Consider the following 22,879-nt stretch of genomic DNA (forward strand, 5'->3'; position numbering starts at 1 on the left):
TAAAGATTGCAATTCGATAGTCACATGCGCGCTTCAGGCCTGCCGCTTGCCCGCCGCCGGCCCTTCTGCCGCCAGCCGGGCCAGCCATTCACGGAATGCCTGCAACGGCGGGTAGCCCGCCTTGCTTTCCGGGTACAGCAAGCGGTAGCAGCGATCGCTGCGGTACACGTGCGACGTGACCTGGACGAGCGTACCGCGCGCCAGCTCGTCTTCGATCAGCAGGCGGGGCAGCAGGCCAATCCCCATGCCATGCACCGCTCCCTCGGCCACCATCGAAAACAGTTCGAAACGGGGCCCGGCCATGTCGCGTTCGGAAGCCATGCCGAGCGAGTGGAACCAGTCGCGCCACAGGTAGGGTCGTGTGCTGATCTGCAGAAGCGGCTGCCCGTTCCAGTCGGCCGCGCCGGCCAGCTCCACGCGACGATCCGGACTGCAGACCGCCACCAGGTCTTCATGCATCAGGAAAATGCCTTCGGTACCGGGCCAGACCGTTTCGCCGGCATGGATCGCGGCATCGAGCGGCGTGTCGTCGAACAGGAACGGTCGGGTGCGCGAACTGAGGTTGACAGTGATGCCGGGATGCCGCGCCAGGAAATCCGGCAGCCTGGGCAGCAGCCATTTTGTGGCGAACGTGGGCACCACGCCCAGCTCCAGCGTGCCGCCGCTGCCGCCGGTGGCCATCAGTTCGAGCGTGTCGCGCTCCACGTCGTCGAGCCGCGCGGTCACCTTGCGGCTGTAGGCCAGGCCCGCTTCGGTCAGCGCCACGCCGCGGCGGCTGCGGCGGAACAGTTTCACGCCGAGGAAGTCCTCGAGTGCGCCAATCTGCCGGCAGACCGCACTCTGCGTGACGGCCAGCTCGTCGGCTGCTTTCGTGAAGCTCTGGTGGCGGGCCGCCGATTCGAAGGCGGACAGGGCGAGGGTGGAAGGGATTTTACGGCGCAAGATCGATCCTTGAAATGCGAATCCTTGAAATACGAATCCTTGAAGTGCGAATCCTTGAAGTGCGAATCCTTAAAGTGCGACTTCCTGAAGTGCGTCTTGCGCACAGGTCAGTGCATATAAAACGTTTGCCGCACGATTGCCCGGATTGTACAGTGCCTCCATCTTCCACCTGTTCGCGAGTAAGAAATGACTTCCAAGCACAAAGCCGCCTTCCACTGGGACGATCCGCTGTTGCTGAACCAGCAGCTCACCGACGAGGAACGCATGGTGCGCGATTCGGCCAGCGCCTATTGCCAGGAGCGCCTGCTGCCGCGCGTGCTGGAAGCCTTCCGCAACGAAAAGACCGACATCGAGATCTTCCGCGAGATGGGCGAACTGGGCCTGCTGGGCCCGACGATCCCCGAAGCCTACGGCGGCGCGGGCCTGAACTACGTGAGCTACGGCGTGGTGGCGCGCGAAGTGGAGCGGGTCGATTCCGGCTACCGCTCGATGATGAGCGTGCAGTCATCGCTGGTGATGGTGCCCATCTTCGAATTCGGCAACGAGGAAACGAAGCAGAAATACCTGCCGAAGCTGGCCACAGGCGAATCGATCGGCTGCTTCGGCCTGACGGAGCCGAACCACGGTTCCGACCCCGGCAGCATGATCACCCGCGCGAAGAAGGTCGATGGCGGCTACCGGCTTACCGGCAGCAAGATGTGGATCACCAACAGCCCGATCGCGGACGTGTTCGTGGTCTGGGCCAAGGATGACGAAGGCGCGATCCGCGGCTTCGTGCTGGAAAAGGGCTGGCGGGGCCTGTCCGCGCCGGCGATCCACGGCAAGGTGGGTTTGCGCGCATCCATCACCGGCGAGATCGTGATGGACGAGGTGTTCTGCCCCGAGGAAAACGCGTTCCCGGAAGTGCGCGGCCTGAAAGGCCCCTTCACGTGCCTGAACAGCGCCCGCTACGGCATCGCCTGGGGCGCGCTGGGCGCGGCCGAGGACTGCTGGCACCGCGCACGCCAGTATGTGCTGGACCGCAAGCAGTTCGGCAAGCCGCTCGCGGCGAACCAGCTGGTGCAGAAGAAGCTGGCCGACATGCAGACCGAGATCACGCTGGGCCTGCAGGGCTGCCTGCGGCTGGGCCGCATGAAGGACGAAGGCAGCGCCGCCGTCGAGATCACGTCGATCATGAAGCGCAATTCCTGCGGCAAGGCGCTGGACATCGCCCGCGTGGCACGCGACATGATGGGTGGAAACGGCATCAGCGACGAATTCGGCGTGGCGCGCCACCTCGTCAACCTGGAAGTGGTCAATACCTACGAAGGCACGCACGACATCCACGCGCTGATCCTCGGCCGCGCGATGACGGGCATCGCCGCGTTCTGACGGCCATGACGGACCGGACGACGAACGAAACGCCGGCGGGCGCGCAGACGGGGGCGCAAAGGGGGCACAAACAGGGGCGCTGGCGGGCCTGAAGGTGCTCGACCTGTCGCGCGTGCTGGCCGGGCCGTGGGCGGGACAGCTGCTGGCGGACCTGGGCGCGGACGTCGTCAAGGTCGAACGGCCGGGCAGCGGCGACGACACGCGCGCCTGGGGGCCGCCATGGCTGCCGGACGCCGGCGGCGTGCCGACGGGCGAATCGGCTTACTACCTGAGCGCCAACCGCAACAAGCGCTCGGTGGCGATCGATATCGCCACGCCGGAAGGCCAGGCCGTGGTGCGGCAGCTGGCCGGACGCGCCGACGTGGTGCTGGAGAACTTCAAGGTCGGCGGCCTGGCGCAGTACGGGCTCGATTACGCCAGCCTGAAGGCCGTCAATCCCCGCCTGATCTACTGCTCGATCACCGGTTTCGGGCAGGATGGGCCCTATGCACAGCGCGCCGGCTACGATTTCCTGATCCAGGGCATGGGCGGGCTGATGAGCCTGACCGGCCGGCCCGACGGCGAAGAGGGCGCCGGCCCGATGAAAACCGGCGTTGCGCTGACGGACGTGATGACCGGCCTGTATGCGTCGAACGCCGTGCTGGCGGCGCTGGCGTACCGCGAGCGCAGCGGCGAGGGGCAGCACATCGACCTGGCGCTGCTGGACGTGCAGGTGGCGGTGCTGGCCAACCAGGCATCGAACTACCTGGTCGGTGGCGCGATACCGAAGCGGATGGGCAATGCGCACCCGAACATCGTGCCGTACCAGGATTTCGCCACGGCCGATGGCTACATGATCGTGGCGGTCGGCAACGACGGGCAGTTTCGCAAGCTGTGCGAAGTGCTGGGCAGGCCGGAATGGGGCGGCGACGAGCGCTATGCCACCAATCCGCAGCGCGTGCGGCACCGGCAGGAACTGGTCGCGGCGATCCACGCCGTGACCGTGACCCGTGCCACCGCCGACTGGGTGGCGCGGATGGAGGGCGCCGGCGTGCCGTGCGGTCCCATCAACACCCTCGACAAGGTGTTCGACGACCCGCAGGTGCAGGCGCGCGGCCTGCGCATCGAGATGCCGCATCCCGCCGCCGGCAGCGTGCCGCTGGTCGCCAATCCGATCCGCATGTCGGCCACGCCAGTCGCGTACGACCGGCCGCCGCCGATGCTGGGCGAGCATACCGACGAGGTTCTGGCGGAGTGGCTGCAAGAGCGGTGACCGGCTGAATTCGCGCGCATCCCGTAACAAACCGGTCAGGCCCGTGAAACGGCTTGACCGGTTTTTTTATTCCGGACGGCACAAGCGGCGTTTCGCAAAATAATTTAGAAGTGAAATACCATTTGAAATTCAGATACCGATCAGTATAATTGATGCTCCTCATCAATTAGACCGATTGCCATGCCGTCAAGTCCTGCCATACCGATGTGCCTGCGGGAGCGCTTCCATGCGTGACTGGCACCAGTCCGACGAATTCGAGATGCCCCTATGGGTGCTCGATCTCGACGATGCGCTGTACAGCGTCGACCACCGCCGCCTGTGCGTCTGGCCGGACGAGTTCGACGGCGGCTGGCACTGGGAAATCCAGACCTATGACGACACCGGCGTGGCCGGCTGCGGCACTTGCGACACGCTGGGCGAAGCGCAGGAGGCGGCCGTGGCCGCGGCGCTGGCCGCGCATCCGGCGCAGGAGCGCTGACGATGACGGCACAACAATCCCCGCAACCGGTTGTGGTGGTGCCCGCGCCGTCGCAGGCACCGCCGGCCGCGCCGGCGGTCCACCCGTTCGGCCCGCGCCTGTTGACCGGCGTGATCGGCGTGTTCGTCGCGGCGATGATGTCGGGCCTGAACAGCCGCATCGGCAGCCTGGCGCTGGGCGATATCCGCGCCGTCTACGGCATGGGGGTCGACGACGGCAGCTGGATCGCCAGCCTGTACGGTGCGTTCGAGCTGGCCGCGATGCCGTTCTCGGCCTGGTTCGCCATCACGTTCTCGTTCCGCCGCTACCACATGGCGGTGGTGGCGGCCTTCACGCTGCTGGGCCTCGTCACGCCGCTGGCGCCGGATGCCGCCACGCTGCTGGTGCTGCGCTGCCTGCAGGGCTTTTCGGGTGGCCTGCTGATTCCCGTGCTGATGGCGGCCGCGCTGCGCTTCTTTCCCGCGCCGGTGCGGCTGTACGGGCTGGCGCTGTATGCGATGACCGCCACGTTCGCGCCGAACGTGGCCACCTGGCTGTCCGCCGCGTGGACCGACGGCGTGATGGACTGGCGCCTGCTGTTCTGGCAAACGGTGCCGATGGCGCTGTTCTCGCTGGCCGCGGTGGGGTGGGGCATTCCGCAGGACCCGGTGCGGCTGGAACGCTTCCGCCAGATCGACCTGCCGGGGCTCGTCACCGGCGTGGCTGGCCTGGTCATGGTGGGCATCGGCCTGTCGCAGGGCGAGCGGCTCGACTGGTTCAACAGCACGCTGGTCTGCTGGCTGTTCGGCGGCGGCGGGGCGCTGCTGGCGATCTTCCTGATCTGCGAATGGTTCCACCCGATGCCGTTCATCAAGCTGCAGCTGCTGCACCGGCGTAACCTGGGGCTCGGCTTCACGGTGTTCGTCGGCATGCTGGTGGTGCTGCTGTCCGGCTCGCTGCTGCCCGCCGATTACCTGGGCCACGCGTGGCACTTCCGCACGCCGCAGATGGCCGTCATCGGGCTGCAGGTCGGGCTGCCGCAGTTCGTCCTCGGCCCGGCCGTCTCCTGGCTGCTGTACAAGAAATGGGTCGACGCACGCCACGTGTTTGCCATCGGCCTGGTGCTGATCGCCGCCGCGTGCTGGGCCGGCTCGCGCATCACGCCCGAATGGATGACAGCCGAATTCGCGCTGGCGCAGGCCCTGCACGCGTTCGGCCAGCCGATGGCCGTGATCGCGCTGCTGTTCCTGGCTACCAGCGTGGTGCAGCCGATGGAGGGGCCGCAGGTGTCCGGCATCGTCAATACGCTGCGCGCATTCGGCACGATGTTCGGCGGCGCGCTGGTCGGCCGCCTGCTGGCCGTGCGCGAAGCCACCCATGCCAACGTGCTGCTCGACGGCGCCGCCAACATGCGCCGCAGCGCCGGCGCAGTGCCGCCCGATGCCCTCGCTGACGTGGCGGACCGCGTTTCGCACCAGGCCTTCGTGCTGTCGATCGCCGACGGTTATCTGGCGCTCGGGATGCTGGCGCTGGCCCTGGTGCCTTTGGTGCTGTCGCTGCAATACATCGCGGCGCCCGTGCTGCCGTCCGCGCCTTCGTCCAAAGTTCCACCGACACCGGCGCCAATCAAATAATCCATATCAATCGAGGAACACGATGTCCCTTCCCATTTCCGCAAAGATTTCGATCGGCGTGCTGCTCGCGGCCCTTGCCGCAGGCAGTGCCTGGTCCTGGAGCCATAGCGAAGGCGGCGGCAGTCGCCAGAGCACCGACGACGCGTACGTGACCGCCGACTTCACGCTGGTGGCACCGCAGGTCGCCGGCAAGGTGATCGAGGTGCTGGCCGAAGACCACCAGGCCGTGCGCAAGGGCCAGCTGCTGGCACGGATCGACGACCGCGACTACGTCGTGGCCGTCGACATCGCCCGCGCCGAGCTGACGAAAGCCGGCGCCGACCTGGCCAGCGCGCGCGCCGCGATCGCCCAGCAGGGCAGCACGATCAGGCGCGCCGCCGCCGCGATCGATGCCGGCACTGCCACGCTGAAGTACGCCGAGGCCAACGCGCAGCGCTACCGCGACCTGGCGTCGGACGGTTCGGCTTCCGTGCAGGATCGCCAGCAGGCCGAGTCGCAGACCGAGGCCGCCGCCGCGAACCATGCGGCGGACGTGGCCACGCTGGCCGCGTCGAAGCAGCAGCTCGACGTGCTCGCCGCGCAGGTGGCGCAGGCCGAAGCGCAGGTGGCGCGGGCGAAGGCCGCGCTGGCCGCCGCCGAGCTGAACCTGTCGTACACGCGGGTCGAGGCACCGGTGGACGGCATCGTGGGCCAGCGGGCTGTGCGCGTCGGCGCCTATGCGCAGGTGGGGGCCGCCATGCTCGCCATCGTGCCGCTGCAGCATGCGTACATCGAGGCGAACTTCCGCGAAACGCAGCTGGCGAGGATGCGCGCCGGGCAGCGCGTTACAATTGCGGTCGACATGCTGCCGGGTACCACGCTGACCGGCCATGTGACAAGCCTTGCGCCCGCCAGCAGCGTATCGTTCTCGCCGATCGCGCCGGACAACGCCACCGGCAATTTCACGAAGGTCGTGCAGCGCCTGCCGGTCAAGATCGTCATCGATCCGGGCCAGCGCGCCGCGCAGCTGCTGAAGGTGGGCATGTCCGTCACGCCGACGGTGATCTGCGGCGAAAGCTGAAAACGGGGCTCCCGAACGAACGGAAACCATGAGCGACACGGACGACACCATCATCGGCACCCCTATCGGCACGCACGTCGGCACGCAAACGCGGCCAGCCCGGCTCACGCGCGAACAAAGCCGCGCGCGAACGCGCGAACGCCTGCTCGTCTCGGCCGCGGTGGTCTTCACGCGCGAGGGCTATGCGGGCGCGTCGATCGACCGTATCGCCGAAGAGGCGGGCTATTCGAAAGGCGCGATGTATTCTAACTTCGCGTCGAAGGATGAGCTGTTCTTTGCCATGTTCGACTTCTACGCACTGGGCCAGGCCGAAGAACTGTGCCGCCGGCTCGACGCGGCACCGGATGCGGACGCGATCATCGCCACCGCCTGCGCGTGGGCCGACGGCCTGCTGCACGAGCCGGACCTGCGCCTGCTGGTGGTGGACATGGCCCGGCTGGCGCGCGCCGATCCCACGGTGGCCGCGCGGCACACGAAGATGTTCGACGACGAATGGCACCAGGTTGGCTCGCGGCTCGTCAGGATCTTCCCGCCGGGGGGCTCCCCGGTGCCGGTGCTGCAGCTCGGCGCGCTGGTGATGGATATCGCCTACGGCAACGCGACGCAGCTGCATGCCGGACTGACCGCGGGCGACCTGATCGGCATGGCGCTGCGCGCGCTGCGCGATGCCTACGGGCGGAAATGAGGCGCGCGCATGCCGCGGCGGGTGCCGCGGTGACAGGCCGCCGCCGGCATACTAGAATACCGGCCGGCGCGACTGGCGTCACTCCATGAAAATCCCGATGACGATGCTCGACCTTGCCGGACCATTCGAACTGGACAAGTCGCAGGGCGCCGCCCAGCAGGTCTACGAACACTTGAGGACGGCCATCGTCACGCTGGCGTTCAAGCCGGGCATGATCCTCGACCGCAACGAACTGGCAAGGTGCTTCGGCGTTTCCGTCACGCCGGTGCGCGATGCGCTGCTGAAACTGGAAGAAGAGGGCCTGGTCGACATCTTCCCGCAGCATGGCACCCGGGTCAGCGCGGTCGACCTCGACTCGGCCCGGCATGCGCACTTCCTGCGACTTGCGCTGGAACTGGAAATCGCCCGTGCGCTGGCGCGGCGGCGAGACGACAGCCTGGCCCGGGGGCTGCAGGCCCTGGTGGCCAGGCAGCGCGACTGCCTGGCGAAGGGCGACATGGAAGCATTCATCCAGGCCGACCAGGCATTCCACCAGCGCATGTTCGGCGCGGCAGGCGCGCAAGACCTGTGGCGCCTCATGCGCGGCAACAGCGGCAACATGGACCGGCTGCGGCGGCTGCACATGCAACTGAACGGCAAGGCCGAATCGGTGCTGGCCGAGCACGCCGAGCTCGCCGCCGCCATCGGCAGCGGCGATGCGGAACGGGCCGAGGAATGTGTGCGGCGGCACCTGAGCGGTACCTTGTCGCGGCTGATCGCGCTGCGCGAACAATACCCCGAATACCTGGCGAACTGAGAATCAAGGGCGACACCTTGCGTCAACAGTTCGTAAAATATTAGTGCAACACGACGGCGACTCGATTACTATTCCTGTACCGGAATACGACTAGCGCACGCCGTAAAATATTAGTACATCATGATCCCGCCAACGGAGCGGCACCATACCGGTTTCCAGAAATATTTCCTGAAACCGGGGTCTGACCCCGGTTTCAGGAAATATTTCCGACCTTTTTCACTGTTTTTCTCAAGCCGACCATGACCTCGACCACCCCTGTCATCACTTCCATGCGCGCCATTCCGGTCGCCGGCCGCGACAGCATGCTGCTGAACCTGTGCGGTGCGCACGCGCCTTTCTTCACCCGCAACCTGGTGCTGCTGACCGACAGCGCCGGCAACACCGGCATCGGCGAAGTGCCGGGCGGCGAAGGCATCCTGAAAGCGCTGGAACGCATCGTCCCGCTGGTGGTCGGTACGGCGATCGGCCGCTACCAGCGCACGCTGAACGCGCTGCGCGCGGCATTCGGCGCGGGCGGTGGCATGCAGCACCAGGTGACGAACGAGGCGGAAGCGGCCGTGCTGCGCCAGCCCCATGAAATCAACCTGCGGCTCGACAACGTGATTACGGCCGTCGAAGCGGCGCTGCTCGATCTGCTGGGCAAGCACCTGGGGTGCCGGTCTGCGAACTGCTCGGCAACGGCCAGCAGCGCGACAGCGTGACGATGCTTGCTTACCTGTTCTATATCGGCGACGCCGGCAAGACCGACCTGCCGTATGTACGCGGGGAGGGCGACGACTGGTATGCGCTGCGCCACCGCGAGGCGCTGACGCCCGAAGCGGTGGCCGACCTGGCCGACGCCGCGGTGGCGCAGTACGGCTTCCGCGACTTCAAGCTGAAAGGCGGCGTGATGTCGCCGGAGGATGAACTGCTGGCGGTCGCCGCGATCAAGAAGCGCTACCCGGACGGCAACGTGACGGTCGACCCGAATGGCGCCTGGCCGCTGGCGCGGGCGATCGAAGCATGCCGGGGCAAGGGCCATTTGCTGGCTTATGCGGAAGATCCGTGCGGCCCGGAAAACGGTTACTCCGGCCGCGAGACGATGGCCGAATTCCGCCGCGCCACCGGCATCCGCACGGCCACCAACATGGTGGCCACCGACTGGCGCCAGATGGGTCACTCGCACCTGCTGGGCGCCGTCGACATTCCATTGGCCGATCCGCATTTCTGGACGATGCAGGGTTCCGTGCGCCTGGCCCAGCTGTGCCACGACTGGGGCCTGACGTGGGGCTCGCACTCCAACAACCATTTCGACGTGTCGCTGGCGATGTTCACCCATGCGGCGGCGGCCGCACCCGGCAACATCACCGCGATCGACACGCACTGGATCTGGCAGGAGGGCGCCGAGCGGCTCACGCGCGACCCGCTGCGCATCGAGAACGGCGCCGTGGCCGTGCCGGACAAGCCCGGCCTCGGCATCGAGGCCGACATGGACCGCATCGAGGCGGCGCACGCGCTGTACAAGGAGGTCGCCGGCGGCGCCCGCGACGATGCGATGGCGATGCGCTACCTGGTGCCCGGGTGGACCTATCACCCGAACAAGCCGAGCCTCGCGCGGGATTGACGGTGGCTGAAAAACCGGTCGGCCGGCAGCGGCTTGCTCAACCTTCCGTGCCGGCGTGCGCGGCCAGATAGTCCGGGTACCGTTCAGCGATGCGCTCCACGTCCGGCAGCATATCGCCCAGGCAGCGCCGCATGCATGCCATCGCCAGCCTGCCGTCGCCGCCGGCGATCGCGCCGGCGATGCTGGCATGATCGGCCAGTACCCGTGCCGCGGCGACGGGCGGCCCCAGCCGCTGCAACCGTTCCAGGTTGCCGCTTTGCCGCCGCAGCAGGTCCCACAGGCGCTCGACCTTGGCAAGCGCGAACAGCTGGCGATGGAACGCGGTGCCGGCGCTGTCGAATGCCGCATCGTCGCGGTGGCGGCTGGCCAGGCCCTGTTGCGCGACCAGCTGCTGCAAGGCCGGCGCAACGTCCGGCAGCCGGTCTCCGGCCTGCGCCAGCAGGTTCACCACTTCCAGCTCGAGCGACAGGCGCAGCAGATGCGCCTGCCGCGCCGCGTTCACGTCGATGCGGCTGACGGTCGTGGTCTGCTGCGGCACGATGTCGACGAGGCCTTCGTCTCCCAGCCGCGACAGCGCATCGCGCAGCGGCGTGGACGACAGCGCGAAGTAGTCGGCCAGTTCGGCGCGATGCAGCTGCGTGCCCGGTTCCAGCGCCAGCGTGACGATCAGCTCGCGCAGGTGGTCGAACACCTGGGCCGATGCGTTGCGCATGCGGTCGAGACGGAAGCTGGTGGAGGGCAGGCCGGGGATCATTGAGGATGACGCTGTAACCGGAAAGAAAGCGGCTATTGTAGCCGCTCCACCGGGTGCCGGCGGCGGCCCCGGCGCGGCCGCGCACGAGTCTTCAGGGCGCCTTGCTCTCCAGCGCCACCTGCGCGCTCCCCAAGCCCTCCGCCGTGGCGGTCAGCACCATCTTGCCCGCCTGGCCGGGCCGCGGGCGCACGATGGCCAGCGCCAGGCCGTTGAACGCATTGCGCCGCGGCGACTGGAACGATTCGAAGCTGGTCGGATCGCCGTTGTCGGTGGCGACGATCTCGCCAGGGCCGGTCAGGCTGAAGGTGACACGGTTCGCCGTGCGCGGTACCGGCAGGCCGTCCCTGTCCGCGATCGTCACGGTGACGAACGACAGGTCGTCGCCATCGGCGCGCAATGCCTGGCGGTCGGCCGACAGCAGCAGTTTCGCCGCCGCGCCGGTGGTGCGCACCGTGTCTTCAGCCCAGGGCTTGCCGTTCCGGTAGCTTACCGCGCGGAGCGTGCCTGGCTGGTAGACCACGTCGTCCCAGCGCAGCCGGTATTCGTGCGGGCCGCGCTGCTTGCGCCCCAGCGACTTGCCGTTCAAAAACAGCTCGGCCTCGTCGCCGGAGGTGTACAGGTGCACCGGCGTGACCTGGCCTGCGCGCTCCGGCCAGTTCCAGTGCGGCAGCAGGTGCGCCATCGGCAGTTCGGGGCGCCAGCGCGCCTGGTACAGGTAGAAGCGGTCCTTCCTGAAGCCGGCCAGGTCGACGATGCCGAAATACGAGCTGCGCGACGGCACGCTGATCTTCTTCAGGCTTTCCAGCTCCTTCGCCATGCGCTGGCGCTGCGCGGGATCGGTGAAGTTCAGCAGGTTGGTCGCGTCGTTGTTGTATGGTGTCGGCTCGCCCAGGTAGTCGAAGCCGGTCCACACGAATTCGCCGGCCACGAACGGGTTGTCGTCCTGCCCGCGGAATTCCTTGTCCGGCGGCGATGCCCATGGCGGCGCCGACAGGTCATAGCTGCTGACCTGGAAATTGGCCAGCCCCTTCGACTGATCGTCGCCGACAGGGAAAAAATATTCGCCGCGCGAACTCACGGTGGATGCGGTCTCGCTGCCGAGCAGCGGGATATGGGGCGCATGCTCGTGGAAGTTGCGGTACTCGTGCGGCTTGTAGTTGTAGCCGAACACGTCGACCGCGCCCTGGAAGCCGTTGTAGCCGGAACCGACGTGGTTGTACGCGGCCGTCGTGGGCCGGGTGCGGTCTTCGCCGCGCGCGATTTCCGACAGCCGCGCCGCCACCTTCCAGCCCTCGGGATGGCCCTGCTCGACGATCTCGTTGCCGATGCTCCAGGCGATCACGCTGGGGTGGTTGCGGTCGCGCCGGATCATGGCGCGCAGGTCCTTCTCGTGCCACTTGTCGAAGTGCAGGTGGTAGTCGTTCGGGGTTTTCCCGATGCCCCACGTATCGAACGCTTCCGCCACCACCACGAAGCCCATGCGGTCGGTCAGTTCCAGCAGTTCCGGCGCCGGCGGATTGTGGCTGGTCCGGATCGCATTGACGCCCATCTCGCGCAGGATCTCGAGCTGGCGCTCGAGCGCGCGCGTGTTGATCGCCGCGCCGAGCGCACCCAGGTCGTGGTGCTGGCACACGCCGTTGATCGTCAGGCGGCTGCCGTTGAGCAGGAAGCCCCGCGCGGCGTCGAACGCGATGGTGCGGATGCCGAACGGCGTCTCGACGACATCGACCAGGCGCCCCTTGTCGGTGATCGTGGTAACGGCGACGTAGCGCTGCGGGCTGGCAGTGCTCCACAGCCGCGGATTGGCCACCGCCAGCGCCTGGCTCAACTGGACCTGGGCACCCGCCGGCGCCTTGGCCGGCGCGGCGGGCTCCTTGCGCGCCACCGGCTGTCCCGAACGCTTGCCGGCCGCATCGAGCGCGTAGATTTCCGTCGCCGCCTGCACCTCGGTCGCCGCGCCGCGGTTGTCCACCGTGACGTCGATGTTCACCGTGGCCGAGGCTTGCGTCACCACGGGCGTCGTGACGAAGGTGCCGTACTGCGCCACGTGTACCGGCGCCGTCTTGACGAGCCACACGTTCCGGTACATGCCGCCGCCCGGATACCAGCGCGACGACGCGGGCGGATTGTCCAGCCGCACCGCCACCACGTTGGCGCCGCCCGGTTTCACGTGCGCCGTAAGATCCACGCGCCACGAGGCATAGCCATACGGCCACCCGCCCACGTGCCTGCCGTTGATCCACACCTGCGCGTTCGACATGGCGCCGTCGATATCGAGATAGATGCGGCGGCCGGCATCGGCCGCGGGCAGCGTGAAGTGCTTGCGGTACCAGGCCACGCCCCACCATGGCAACTTGCCGGTGTCGTTCGGGTATTCCTGCCTGAACGGGCCCTCGATGCCCCAGTCGTGCGGCAGCGCGAGCTTGCGCCACGCGGCGTCGTCGAAGCCCGGCTGCGCCGCCGGCGTGGCCGCGCCGGCGGCGGGCGCCGGACCGGCATCGGCCTTGGTGAAACGCCAGTCGGCATTGAAGGCGATGCGCTCGCGTATGGGTGCCTCGGCGGCATTGGCGCCGGCCAGCGCGATGAATCCGGCGGCGACGAAGGGCAGGAAGCGTTTCGGCAGGTGCATGGGATATTCACATGAAGGAAGAGCAAAAAGTCTAGCCGGGAATGCAATGCCGTTGCTATTCCATTTGTCGCGCCCGCTATCCGGAACCGTTATAGCGCGCTTCTCCGCTCAACCGGGTGAGCGAAAAAGCGCGGCAACGCTCATGGCTCCGCGCCCATGCTAAGGTACGGCGCCGACAACGATAACCCGGAGAAGACGATGCCCGCCAACCCCAAGAGCCTGCACGGCGCGCTGGCCCTGGTCCTGTGTGCCCATGCCGCCGTCGCGGCCGCGCAGCAGCCGAAATGGCCCGACGACGCCTGGCTGTTCACGTCGTTTCACGGCAGGGGCGATGGCCTGCACCTGTCGGCCAGCGACGACGGCATGGCGTGGAAAGACCTGGGCAAGGTATTCCTGGAACCCGCCGTCGGCAGCGGCCTGATGCGAGACCCGCATATCCTGCGCGGGCCGGACGGCGTGTTCCGCATGGTGTGGACCACCGGCTGGAAGGACAAGGGCATCGGCTACGCGGCATCGACCGATCTGGTCAACTGGTCGGCGCAGCGCTACCTGCCGCTCTTCGACAAGGTGGCGGGGGCGACGGACGCGTGGGCGCCCGAAACGTTCTACGACGAAGCCGGCAAGCAGTACGTGATCACGGTGTCGTCGGACATCGAAGGCCGGTTTGCCGAAACCAGGTCCGCCGAGCGGATGAACCACCGCACGTATTACGTGACGACGAAGGATTTCGTCACGTTCAGCGAACCGCGGCTGTTCCTCGATCCCGGCTTCGACCACATCGATACCACCGTGCTGCGGGACGGCGCCCGCTACATTGCCGTCTTCAAGGAAGGGGACAGGCAGAAGTCGGGCCAGTGGGGCGCGATCCGCTGGGCGGTGGCCGACAGCGCGCTGGGCCCATACCGGGTGATGCCCGACCCGATCGTCGCCGGCCAGCGGGCGGAAGGCCCGACGCTGTTCACGCGCGGCGGCAGGACCACGCTGCTCGTCGATTTCTACGCCGACAAGCGCTACGGCGCTTTCCAGACCGCCGACTGGCGGCAGTGGACCGACGTGTCTTCGCAATTGGCAGTGGCGCCCGGCCAGCGCCACGGTACCGTGCTGTCCGCGCCCGCCTGGCTGGCGAAGAATCTCGCCGCCGCGATCCCGTCCGGGAAACCGGTCGAGCCGACGCCCGCACCGCCGCCGGTGCTGGAGGGCTTCACCGCCGACCCGTCGATCCGCGTGTTCGGCGACACGTATTACCTGTACCCCACGTCGGACAAGCCGCACTGGCAGACCACCGATTTCTCCGTCTGGTCGTCCAGGAACCTCGTCGACTGGAAGAAGGAAGGCATGATCCTGGACGTGGCGCACGACGTGAAGTGGGCCAATGTGGAAGCCTGGGCGCCCGATGTCATCGAGCGCAACGGCACCTACTACATGTACTTCTGCGCGCAGGGCAGCATCGGCGTCGCCACGTCGAAGTCGCCGACCGGCCCGTTCGCCGACGCGCTGGGCCGGCCGCTCGTCGCCAGGGGCACCGGCGTGGAAACCAACACGATCGATCCGTATCCGTTCATCGACGACGACGGCCAGGCCTATCTCTACTACGGCAACGGCAGGCTGGGCAACGTGTACAGGCTAAAGGCCGACATGGTGACGCTGGACGGGCCGCCGCGCACGATCGAGCTGAAGGACCACCGCGAAGGCATGGTGGTGTTCAAGCGGAACGGCAAGTATTACTTCATGTGGTCGATCGACGACGCGCGCAGTCCCGATTACCGGGTGGGCTGGGGGATCGCCGATTCGCCGCTGGGGCCGGTGCGTTCGCCGGACCATGGCTTCATCGTCCTGCAGCGCAACGGCCCGGCGGTGGCCACCGCGCATCACAGCGTGGTCAACGTGCCCGGTACCGACCGCTGGTATGTCGCATACCACCGCCACGCGCTGCCCGTCGGCGGCGGCTACCAGCGCGAAACGGTACTGGCCCGGATGGAATTCAATTCCGACGGATCGATCAGGCCGATGGACCCGATGACCGTGCCGTTCAAGCCGGGCGATGCGGGCGAACCGCTCAAGGGCCGGAACGATGCGCGGCGGGGTGCGACAGCCGCACGGTAGCAGGGCAGGCGGCAGGGCGAACAGAAGGACGGCGGCAGGGCGCCAGGCGCCCGACGTATTGTCGGCCGCCATGCTATCGTGGCGCCTTCGCGGCCCGCCGCGCCATCGATGTCACTGTCATGCCCGACCTGAGTACCGTTCCCGGATCCGCCATCGCCGACGTGTTCGACTGGGCGGCGACTCCGCTCGGCGCCGCCGCCACGTGGCCGCCGGCGCTGCGCACGGCGGCGGGCATGGTGCTGCATTCGCGGCAGGCGATGTGCGTGATGTGGGGCGCGGAACTGCGGCTGCTCTTCAACGACGGTTATCGCGAGCTGCTGGGCGCGCGCGCGCACGACAGCGCCGCGATGCTGGGCCGGCCGTTCCGCGACGTATGGCCCGAGCTGGCGGAGTCGGGCGGCGCGATCCTCGACGAAGCGCTGCGCGGCCAGGCCACCGGCGCGGTCGAGGATTACCCGTTCACGGTGGAACGCAACGGCTACCCCGAACGGATTTACGTGACGTTCTTCACCAGCCCGATCCATGACGAGGCCGGCGCGATCGCCGGCCTGATGGTCACCTGCGTGGAAACGACGGCCCGGGTGGAATCCCGCAACCAGCGCGACGATGCGCTGGAGCGGCTGCGCCTCCTCGACAGGATCGGCGAGGCCACCCGGGTGGCCAGCGATCCGCGCGCCATCATGGACGAGGCCACGCGGCTGCTGGGCGAGCACCTGCGCGTGACGCGCGTGGCCTACGCCGACCTGGAACCGGACAATGACCGCTTCACGATCCGGCACGACTGGCGCGTGGCCGGCGCGATCTCCACCGTGGGCGTCTATTCGCTCGACCTGTTCGGCTCGCGCGCCACGTCGAACCTGCGCATCGGCCGCACGCTCGTCATCGACGACGTCGACCGCGATCTGGCGCCGGGCGATGGCGACGGCATGTTCAACAGCATCGGCATCAAGGCGATCATCTGCTGCCCGCTGGTGAAGGCCGGACGGCTGGCGGCGATGATGGCGGTGCACCAGGTGGCGCCGCGCCGCTGGACGGCCGAGGAACTGGCGCTGGTGGAGGCGGTGGTGGAACGGTGCTGGGCGCATATCGAGCGGGTGCGCTCGACCGAGGCGCTGCGCGAGGCCGACCGTCACAAGTCCGAATTCCTGGCCGTGCTGGCGCATGAGCTGCGCAATCCGCTGGCGCCGATCCGCAACGGCCTGGAACTGCTGCGCCTGCGCGGCGGCAACGAGACCGTGGCCAGGGTGGGCGCCATGATGGACCGGCAACTGAGCCACATGACCCACCTGATCAACGACCTGCTGGACATTGCCAGGGTGTCGAGCGGGAAGATCGTGCTTCACCGGGAAGCGGCGGACCTGGGCGCGATCGTGGCCACGGCCGTCGAAGCGGGCATGCCGGCGCTCGACGCCGCGGGCCATCGCCTGACCGTCGACCTGCCGGAAACGCCGCTGCCGGTCGAGGCCGATGCTGTGCGCATCGCCCAGGTGATCGGCAACCTGTTGACCAACGCCGTGAAGTACACGCCGCCGGGCGGTGCGATCCGGATCGCGGCGCACGTCGACGAAGGGGAGGCGGTCGTCTCGGTGGCTGACAACGGCATCGGCATCCCGGCCGAATCGCTCGATGCCGTCTTCGAAATGTTCACGCAGGTGGCGCGCAGCGTGGAGCGTTCCAACGGCGGGCTGGGTATCGGCCTGTCGTTGGTGCGGCGCCTGATGGCGCTGCACGGCGGCACCGTCGCTGCCGCAAGCGCGGGACCGGGGCAGGGCAGCACTTTCACCATCCGCCTGCCGCTTGCCGGCGCGTTGCCCCGGCCCGCCGGTCCATCGGCGGCGCAGGCCGCCGATGGCGCCGCCAGACCGCTGAGGATACTGATCGCGGACGACAACGTCGATGCCGCGCAATCGCTCTCCGACCTGCTGGCATTGTCCGGGCACGAGACGCGCGTTGCGGCCGATGGCGCCGCCGCGCTGCACCTGGCGGCCCGCTTCATGCCGGAAGTGGTATTCCTCGATATCGGCATGCCGGGCATGGACGGCTACGAAACCGCGCGGCGGCTGCGCCGGTTGCCCGGACTGGCCGCGGTGCGGCTGGCCGCGTTGACCGGCTGGGGCGCGGCGGAGGACCGCGCCCGTGCCCGCGCGGCCGGCTTCGATCATCACCTGCTGAAACCCGCGATACCGGCGGACGTGTCCGCGGTGCTTGCCGCTGTCGGCGGCTAGCCGCCGGCCCTGAAGAACCTCGACCTGAACCTGCTGAAGGCGCTGGCCGCGCTGCTGGACGAGAACAGCATGACGCGCGCGGCGGCGCGGCTGGGCGTCACGCAGCCGGCGATGAGCGGCATGCTGACGCGGATCGGTGCTTCCCGCATCTTCCCCCGTCCCGTTCCGGCACGCCGCTATTGCAACGCACTTGCAATAGCGGCGTTTCCACGTCTACAATGCGTGACGTTTTTGAAAGGTCACGCATGCACCATGAACTCGAAGCAGCACTGCCCGGCCTCACGCTGGCCCTCGTGATGGGCCTGCGCCATGGCCTGGCGCCCGATCACCTGGCGGCCATCGACGGCCTGACGGCGCGGGCCGCGTCGGACTGTCCGCGCCGGGCGCGGTGGATGGGCGCGATGTTCGCCGGCGGCCATGCCGCGGCGGTGCTGCTGATCGTGCTGGCCGCGTCGCTGACGTCGGCCTGGGTCGGGCCCTACCGGGCGGTGGTCCACTGGATCGAACTGGCGCCACCCGTCTTCCTGCTCGCGCTCGCGGCGATGAATGCGCGCCAGCTGCTGCGCGCGCCTGTCGCTCCACTCTCCGCATTCCCGGCCGCGACGGCCGTCCGCGCGCAGGGCAGGCTGGCGCGGTGGCTGCCCCGCAAGGTCACGCTGCGCTCCGCGGCCATCGTCGGCGCGCTGTTCGCGCTCGGCTTCGAAAGCGCGCTGCAGGCCATCGTCTGGGGCTACGCGGCCACCGCCGCCGGATCGCTGGCCGGCGCGCTGCTGGTCGCGGCGGTCTTCACCGGCGGCATGGCGATCACCGACAGCGTGGATGGCTGGATCGCCGCGCGCATGCTCGCCAGCGGATCTCCCGCGCGGATGCAGGCGTTCCGTCGCCGGCTCGGCTGGCCGATCGTCGCGCTGTGCATCGCCAGCGCCGGCGCCATGCTGCTGGGGCGCTGGCTGCCGCACGGCGGCGCAGGCGAAGACCTGTACCAGGCCATCGGCGCCGCCATCGTGCTCGCCACGGTTGTCGCCTATGCGATGGCATTGCGTGCCGCGGCCCGCGATGCGCAGGCCGCCCCGGTCCTCGCGGAGCAGCGCCGCCGACCACGCCCGATACATTTTCGCTATTAATGATAATGACATATCATTATACTTAGAATCGTACGCAAGCCCGGCTTCGCTTCACCATCATTCAATTCACCATCATTCAATCCACTACAAGGAACCGCAACCCATGTACGACAAACGCACTCCGCTCGCGCTGGCCATCGCGCTGGCCTTCGGCGCCACGCTCAATGTCCACGCGCAGGCCACGGGCGAACGCCACGGCGGCGACCCGGACAGCATGCCCACCGTTCTGGTCTCGGCCAGCGCGCTGGGCGTGCTGGCCGACGATATGATCACGCCGGCCACCACGCTGGCCGGCGCGGAGCTGGTGCGGGCACGCGAAGCCACGCTGGGCGAGACGCTGGGCCGCCTGCCGGGCATCACGTCGAGCCACTTCGGCGCGGGAGCGAGCCGCCCCGTCATCCGCGGCATGGATGGCCCGCGCGTGAAGATCCTGGCCGATGGCGCCGAAGTGCAGGATGCATCGACGATCAGCCCGGACCACGCCGTGGCGTTCGAGCCGCTGCTGGCAGAGCGCATCGAAGTACTGCGCGGGCCCTCGGCGCTGGCGTATGGGGGCGGCGCGGTCGGCGGCGTGGTCAACATCATCGACCGCAAGATTCCGGCCAGCCTGCCGTCGAAGACGGTCGAGGGCAGCGCCGAGGTGCGCGCCGGTTCGGCGGCGCGCGAGAAGGCCGGCGCCTTCGAGATGACGGCGGCGGCCGGCAGCGTGGCCGTCCATGCCGAAGGCGTGAAGCGCGACGCGGGCGACTACCGCGTCGGCAAGGACTGGCCGGACGGCCGCCGGGTCGGCGGCAGCGGCAAGGAGACGGAAACGGGAACGGTGGGTCTCTCGTGGATCGGCGAGCGCGGCTACCTTGGCGCCGCCTACACGAAGGAGCGCACCGAATACGGCATTCCCGGCCACAGCCACGAGTTCGAAAGCTGCCATCCGCATGGCGACCACCTGCATTGCGGCGGCCATGGCCCCGGGGAAGAGGAGGCCCACGACCACGGGCACGAACACGAGGAAGGCGCGGTACCGTTCGTGAAGCTCGACAGCGACCGCTGGGACGTGCGCGGGGAATATCGCGAGCCGCTGGCCGGTTTCTCGAAGCTGCGGGTACGCGCTTCGTACACCGATTACCGGCACGACGAGATCGAGGGTGCCGAGGTGGCGACCACCTTCACCAGCAAGGCACACGATGCGCGCTTGGAACTGGAACACAAGCCGGTGGCCGGATGGCGCGGCGTCGTCGGCCTGCAGACGAGCCGGCGCGATTTCGCCGCCCTGGGCGAGGAGGCTTATGTGCCGGCCACGGTGACGAAGAAGCACGCCGTGTTCGCGACCGAGGAGTACCGGCTGGACGCCTGGCGCTTCGAGGCCGGCCTGCGCCACGAGTGGCAGGATATCGCGGTGGACGGCGCCCAGGACGATGCAAACGCCGGTAATAAGAGCTCGGCCAATACCAGCGCGCGCGGCACGTCGCTGGCGCTGGGCGCCGTGTGGAAGTTCGCGCCCGACCATTCGCTGCGGGTCGCATTGTCGCGTACGCATCGCCTGCCGGGCGCCGAGGAGCTGTATGCCGACGGCATCCACCTGGCCAGCGGCACCTGGGAAATCGGCAATGCCGGCCTGGCGAAGGAAACGTCGAACAACCTCGACATCACGCTGCGCAGGTTCGCCGGCCCGACCACGTTCTCGGTCAGCGCCTTCCACAACCGCATCGACGATTACATCTACGCTCGCACGCTCGACAACCACGAAGGCTTCCAGCTGATCGAGTATGCGCAGCGCGATGCGACGTTTACCGGAATCGAGGGTGAACTGCGTCACGAACTATCGGCCAGCCTGCAGGCGACGCTGTTCGGCGACTACGTGCGGGCCAGGCTGCGCGACGGCGGCGGCAACATCCCGCGCATTCCCGCGGGGCGCATCGGCGCCAAACTCGACGGCGAGTGGCATGGCTGGCACGGCATGGTCGAGGCCTACCGCGTGGCCACGCAGGACGACGTGGCCGCCTCCGAGTCCCGCACGTCCGGCTACAACATGCTGAACTTGGGTACGCACTACAACACCCGGATCGCCGGCCTGCCCGCCATGCTGTACGCGCGGCTGAACAATGTGACCGACGAGCTGGCCTTCAGCCACACGTCGTTCATCAAGGCCGCCGCGCCGCTGCCGGGCCGCAACCTGGCGGCGGGCGTGCGCCTGACCTTCTGAGCCGACGTTTCGATATCCGGCGTTTCGATGCAGCGGATGAGTCCGTGTCATGGGGGCAGGCCCCTTGACACGGACTCATCCGTTCGTGCTGCCGCTTTTACTGTAGTTCGTGCTGCGGCGCGACGTCAGCCGGCCGGTGGTATCAGTGCTTGTGCTGCCGCGCCGGCCGTGGCGAAGGGCCCGGCGCGGCCGGTGCGGCCTTGCCCTTGTGCTTGGCGGCGCACTCGGCGCATTCGCCGTACAGCGTCAGTTCGTGGCGGTCGATGACGAAGCCGGCGGGCGCCAGGTCGTCCATCCGCCCCGGGCAGCCGGCCACTTCGAACACGCGGTCGCACGGCACGCAGTGGAAGTGGTGATGGTGGTGGTGCGCGAGGTGCGCGGTTTCGTAACGGGGATTCTCGCCCGGCAGCGTCACGGCCAGCACTTCGCCTTCGGCAAGCAGCAGCTTCAGGTTGCGGTAGATGGTCGCGATGCCGATTTCAGGCACGGTCGCGCGCACGGCGTCGTGGATTTCCTGGGGGCTGAGCGGGCGTCCGGCGGCTTCGATCGCCGCGCGGATCGCGGTGCGCTGGCGGGTTGAGCGTTCCATGGCAGGGCATTCCGGGCAAAGGCGCATTATCCCATAACCGGGGATCGAAGGCGCGGCGCCGCGCCCGGCCATGGGAATGGGCCCGTTGTGCGCTATATTTGCCGCTGCGGCGCCATTGCCCGATCGACCACGGAGTCCATGTTGAAAACCACGCTCGTCCATCTCGCGGCCATCGTGTCGCTGTCGTGTTCCACGCCGGCGCTCGCCTGGCAGCCGCCGCTGAAGGGTGACGTTCGCGCGCGCATCGATGCGATGTATCCATGGCTCGACGGTGTCTACAAGGACCTGCACGCCCACCCCGAGCTGGCGTTCCAGGAAGTGCGCACGGCCGGCAAGCTCGCGGCCGAGATGCGCAGGCTGGGCTTCGATGTGACGGAAAAGGTCGGCAAGACGGGCATCGTGGCCGTGCTGCGCAACGGCGCCGGTCCCACGGTACTCGTGCGCACCGACCTCGACGGCCTGCCGATGGAGGAAAAGACCGGCCTGCCGTACGCCAGCAAGGCGAGGGCGCAAAGCGGCGGCCGGGAGACCTTCGTCACCCACAGCTGCGGCCACGACGTGCACATGGCAAGCTGGCTGGGCGCCGCCCGCACGCTGGCCGAGCTGAAGGCGCGGTGGCGGGGCACGCTGGTGTTCATCGGGCAGCCCGCCGAGGAAACGGTGTCCGGCGCGAAGGCGATGCTGGACGATGGCCTGTTCAGGCGCTTTCCGAAGCCGGATTACGCGTTCGCCCTGCATTCGTGGCCGATCGCGCACGGCACCGTGGGGTTCGACGACGGGCCGGTCTCGTCGAACTCGGATGGGCTCGACATCGTGTTCAAGGGCCGCGGCGGCCATGGCTCGGCACCGGACAGGGCGCTCGACCCGGTGGCGATCGCCGCCCGCTTCGTGGTCGACGTGCAGACGGTGATCAGCCGCGAAAAGGACCCGAAGGAGTTCGGCGTCATCACGATCGGCGCGATCAACGGCGGCACGGTCGGCAACATCATTCCCGACAGCGTGCAAGTGCGCGGCACCATCCGTTCCTACACTCCCGAAGTGCGCGAAAAGCTGCTGGAAGGCGTGCGGCGCGTGGCCAACGCGTCGGCCGCGATGGCGGGCGCGCCGGCCCCCGACATCAGCTTGACATCGGGCGGCCAGGCCATCGTCAACAGCGCGGCGCTGGTACGCGACACCGAGGCCGTGTTCAAGGATGCGTTCGGCGAGGCGAACGCCCGGCGCATGCCGGCCATTACCGCCAGCGAGGATTTCTCGCTGTTCGTCAACGAAGGCATCCCATCGATGTTCTTCTTCACCGGCATCTACGACGCGAAGGACGTGGCCGAGGCCCAGCGCCCCGGCGGCAAGCCGGTCGCGTTCAATCACTCGCCGTTCTATGCACCGGTGCCGGAACCGTCGATCAAGACGGCGGCAACGGCCATGAGCCTGGCCGTGCTGAACGTGCTGAAGCGCTGA

Annotated in this window: 17 protein-coding genes and 1 pseudogene; 14 read left to right on the top strand and 4 right to left on the bottom strand. The window is 68.2% G+C overall.

Going from position 1 to position 22,879, the window contains the following annotated elements:
• Positions 1 to 33: 33 nt before the first annotated feature.
• Positions 34 to 942, bottom strand: a complete 909-nt coding sequence (locus tag GJV26_RS26720) for a LysR family transcriptional regulator (RefSeq protein ID WP_155711641.1) — start codon at positions 940 to 942, stop codon at positions 34 to 36.
• 186 nt (positions 943 to 1,128) lie between these two features.
• Here GJV26_RS26720 and GJV26_RS26725 point away from each other — a divergent pair, with 186 nt between their 5' ends.
• The 8 genes and pseudogenes from GJV26_RS26725 (at position 1,129) to GJV26_RS26760 (ending at position 9,800) form a co-directional block, all read left to right on the top strand.
• Entirely contained in the window at positions 1,129 to 2,313 is a 1,185-nt protein-coding gene (locus tag GJV26_RS26725) for an acyl-CoA dehydrogenase (protein ID WP_155711642.1), read from the top strand.
• Between the two features lie 79 nt (positions 2,314 to 2,392).
• Positions 2,393 to 3,565, top strand: a complete 1,173-nt coding sequence (locus tag GJV26_RS26730) for a CaiB/BaiF CoA transferase family protein (protein WP_155711643.1) — start codon at positions 2,393 to 2,395, stop codon at positions 3,563 to 3,565.
• Positions 3,566 to 3,791: 226 nt separating this feature from the next.
• Positions 3,792 to 4,043: a hypothetical protein gene (locus GJV26_RS26735; protein WP_155711644.1), complete on the top strand. Its 252-nt coding sequence runs from the start codon at positions 3,792 to 3,794 to the stop codon at positions 4,041 to 4,043.
• Positions 4,044 to 4,045: 2 nt separating this feature from the next.
• Positions 4,046 to 5,656 carry an MFS transporter gene (locus GJV26_RS26740; protein ID WP_155711645.1) on the top strand — a complete coding sequence of 537 codons (1,611 nt, stop codon included), beginning with the start codon at positions 4,046 to 4,048 and terminating at the stop codon, positions 5,654 to 5,656.
• Between the two features lie 22 nt (positions 5,657 to 5,678).
• Positions 5,679 to 6,716 (top strand): HlyD family secretion protein, encoded by a 1,038-nt coding sequence (locus GJV26_RS26745; RefSeq protein WP_155711646.1) that lies wholly within the window; start codon positions 5,679 to 5,681, stop codon positions 6,714 to 6,716.
• A gap of 28 nt (positions 6,717 to 6,744) precedes the next feature.
• Positions 6,745 to 7,401 (top strand): TetR/AcrR family transcriptional regulator, encoded by a 657-nt coding sequence (locus GJV26_RS26750; RefSeq protein WP_155711647.1) that lies wholly within the window; start codon positions 6,745 to 6,747, stop codon positions 7,399 to 7,401.
• An 85-nt stretch (positions 7,402 to 7,486) separates the two neighbouring features.
• Positions 7,487 to 8,197 (top strand): GntR family transcriptional regulator, encoded by a 711-nt coding sequence (locus GJV26_RS26755; RefSeq protein WP_229419465.1) that lies wholly within the window; start codon positions 7,487 to 7,489, stop codon positions 8,195 to 8,197.
• A 239-nt stretch (positions 8,198 to 8,436) separates the two neighbouring features.
• Positions 8,437 to 9,800 (top strand): annotated as a pseudogene (locus GJV26_RS26760) (enolase C-terminal domain-like protein).
• 37 nt (positions 9,801 to 9,837) lie between these two features.
• Here the strand turns inward: GJV26_RS26760 and GJV26_RS26765 are convergent.
• Together GJV26_RS26765 and galB are read right to left on the bottom strand one after the other, a co-directional pair.
• Positions 9,838 to 10,554, bottom strand: coding sequence for a GntR family transcriptional regulator (locus GJV26_RS26765; RefSeq protein WP_155711648.1), 717 nt, complete (start codon positions 10,552 to 10,554; stop codon positions 9,838 to 9,840).
• A 91-nt stretch (positions 10,555 to 10,645) separates the two neighbouring features.
• A complete protein-coding gene (gene galB / locus GJV26_RS26770; RefSeq protein WP_155711649.1) occupies positions 10,646 to 13,183 on the bottom strand; it encodes a beta-galactosidase GalB in 2,538 nt (845 codons plus the stop codon).
• 198 nt (positions 13,184 to 13,381) lie between these two features.
• On the opposite strand from galB, the gene GJV26_RS26775 reads away from it, so the two are divergent.
• From GJV26_RS26775 to GJV26_RS26795, 5 genes are all read left to right on the top strand, one after another.
• Positions 13,382 to 15,286, top strand: a complete 1,905-nt coding sequence (locus GJV26_RS26775) for a glycoside hydrolase family 43 protein (protein ID WP_155711650.1) — start codon at positions 13,382 to 13,384, stop codon at positions 15,284 to 15,286.
• 119 nt (positions 15,287 to 15,405) lie between these two features.
• On the top strand, positions 15,406 to 17,511 hold the full coding sequence (locus GJV26_RS26780) for a hybrid sensor histidine kinase/response regulator (RefSeq protein ID WP_155711651.1): 2,106 nt from the start codon (positions 15,406 to 15,408) through the stop codon (positions 17,509 to 17,511).
• A 69-nt stretch (positions 17,512 to 17,580) separates the two neighbouring features.
• Positions 17,581 to 17,808, top strand: a complete 228-nt coding sequence (locus GJV26_RS30785) for a helix-turn-helix domain-containing protein (protein ID WP_443094234.1) — start codon at positions 17,581 to 17,583, stop codon at positions 17,806 to 17,808.
• Positions 17,757 to 18,635 (top strand): HoxN/HupN/NixA family nickel/cobalt transporter, encoded by an 879-nt coding sequence (locus GJV26_RS26790; protein WP_155711652.1) that lies wholly within the window; start codon positions 17,757 to 17,759, stop codon positions 18,633 to 18,635. Before GJV26_RS30785 ends, GJV26_RS26790 begins: the two co-directional genes overlap by 52 nt.
• A 103-nt stretch (positions 18,636 to 18,738) precedes the next feature.
• Positions 18,739 to 20,835 (top strand): TonB-dependent receptor domain-containing protein, encoded by a 2,097-nt coding sequence (locus GJV26_RS26795; RefSeq protein WP_155711653.1) that lies wholly within the window; start codon positions 18,739 to 18,741, stop codon positions 20,833 to 20,835.
• Between the two features lie 142 nt (positions 20,836 to 20,977).
• Here GJV26_RS26795 and GJV26_RS26800 read toward each other — a convergent pair whose 3' ends face one another.
• Complete coding sequence (locus GJV26_RS26800; protein WP_155711654.1) at positions 20,978 to 21,424, bottom strand: Fur family transcriptional regulator; 447 nt, start codon at positions 21,422 to 21,424, stop codon at positions 20,978 to 20,980.
• A gap of 138 nt (positions 21,425 to 21,562) precedes the next feature.
• Here GJV26_RS26800 and GJV26_RS26805 point away from each other — a divergent pair, with 138 nt between their 5' ends.
• Positions 21,563 to 22,879, top strand: coding sequence for an amidohydrolase (locus GJV26_RS26805; RefSeq protein WP_155711655.1), 1,317 nt, complete (start codon positions 21,563 to 21,565; stop codon positions 22,877 to 22,879).

Source organism: Pseudoduganella dura, from assembly GCF_009727155.1.
GTDB lineage: Bacteria > Pseudomonadota > Gammaproteobacteria > Burkholderiales > Burkholderiaceae_D > Rugamonas > Rugamonas dura.

What these genes read in the sequence shown, in the direction of transcription:
- GJV26_RS26790 (WP_155711652.1), top strand. Translation starts at nt 17,757, where the DNA reads ATGCACCATGAACTCGAAGCAGCACTGCCCGGCCTCACGCTGGCCCTC.
- GJV26_RS26765 (WP_155711648.1), bottom strand. Translation starts at nt 10,554, where the DNA reads ATGATCCCCGGCCTGCCCTCCACCAGCTTCCGTCTCGACCGCATGCGC.
- GJV26_RS26755 (WP_229419465.1), top strand. Translation starts at nt 7,487, where the DNA reads ATGAAAATCCCGATGACGATGCTCGACCTTGCCGGACCATTCGAACTG.
- GJV26_RS30785 (WP_443094234.1), top strand. Translation starts at nt 17,581, where the DNA reads ATGACGCGCGCGGCGGCGCGGCTGGGCGTCACGCAGCCGGCGATGAGC.
- GJV26_RS26735 (WP_155711644.1), top strand. Translation starts at nt 3,792, where the DNA reads ATGCGTGACTGGCACCAGTCCGACGAATTCGAGATGCCCCTATGGGTG.
- GJV26_RS26795 (WP_155711653.1), top strand. Translation starts at nt 18,739, where the DNA reads ATGTACGACAAACGCACTCCGCTCGCGCTGGCCATCGCGCTGGCCTTC.
- GJV26_RS26805 (WP_155711655.1), top strand. Translation starts at nt 21,563, where the DNA reads ATGTTGAAAACCACGCTCGTCCATCTCGCGGCCATCGTGTCGCTGTCG.
- GJV26_RS26740 (WP_155711645.1), top strand. Translation starts at nt 4,046, where the DNA reads ATGACGGCACAACAATCCCCGCAACCGGTTGTGGTGGTGCCCGCGCCG.
- GJV26_RS26800 (WP_155711654.1), bottom strand. Translation starts at nt 21,424, where the DNA reads ATGGAACGCTCAACCCGCCAGCGCACCGCGATCCGCGCGGCGATCGAA.
- GJV26_RS26780 (WP_155711651.1), top strand. Translation starts at nt 15,406, where the DNA reads ATGCCCGACCTGAGTACCGTTCCCGGATCCGCCATCGCCGACGTGTTC.
- GJV26_RS26745 (WP_155711646.1), top strand. Translation starts at nt 5,679, where the DNA reads ATGTCCCTTCCCATTTCCGCAAAGATTTCGATCGGCGTGCTGCTCGCG.
- GJV26_RS26750 (WP_155711647.1), top strand. Translation starts at nt 6,745, where the DNA reads ATGAGCGACACGGACGACACCATCATCGGCACCCCTATCGGCACGCAC.
- galB (WP_155711649.1), bottom strand. Translation starts at nt 13,183, where the DNA reads ATGCACCTGCCGAAACGCTTCCTGCCCTTCGTCGCCGCCGGATTCATC.
- GJV26_RS26725 (WP_155711642.1), top strand. Translation starts at nt 1,129, where the DNA reads ATGACTTCCAAGCACAAAGCCGCCTTCCACTGGGACGATCCGCTGTTG.
- GJV26_RS26775 (WP_155711650.1), top strand. Translation starts at nt 13,382, where the DNA reads ATGCCCGCCAACCCCAAGAGCCTGCACGGCGCGCTGGCCCTGGTCCTG.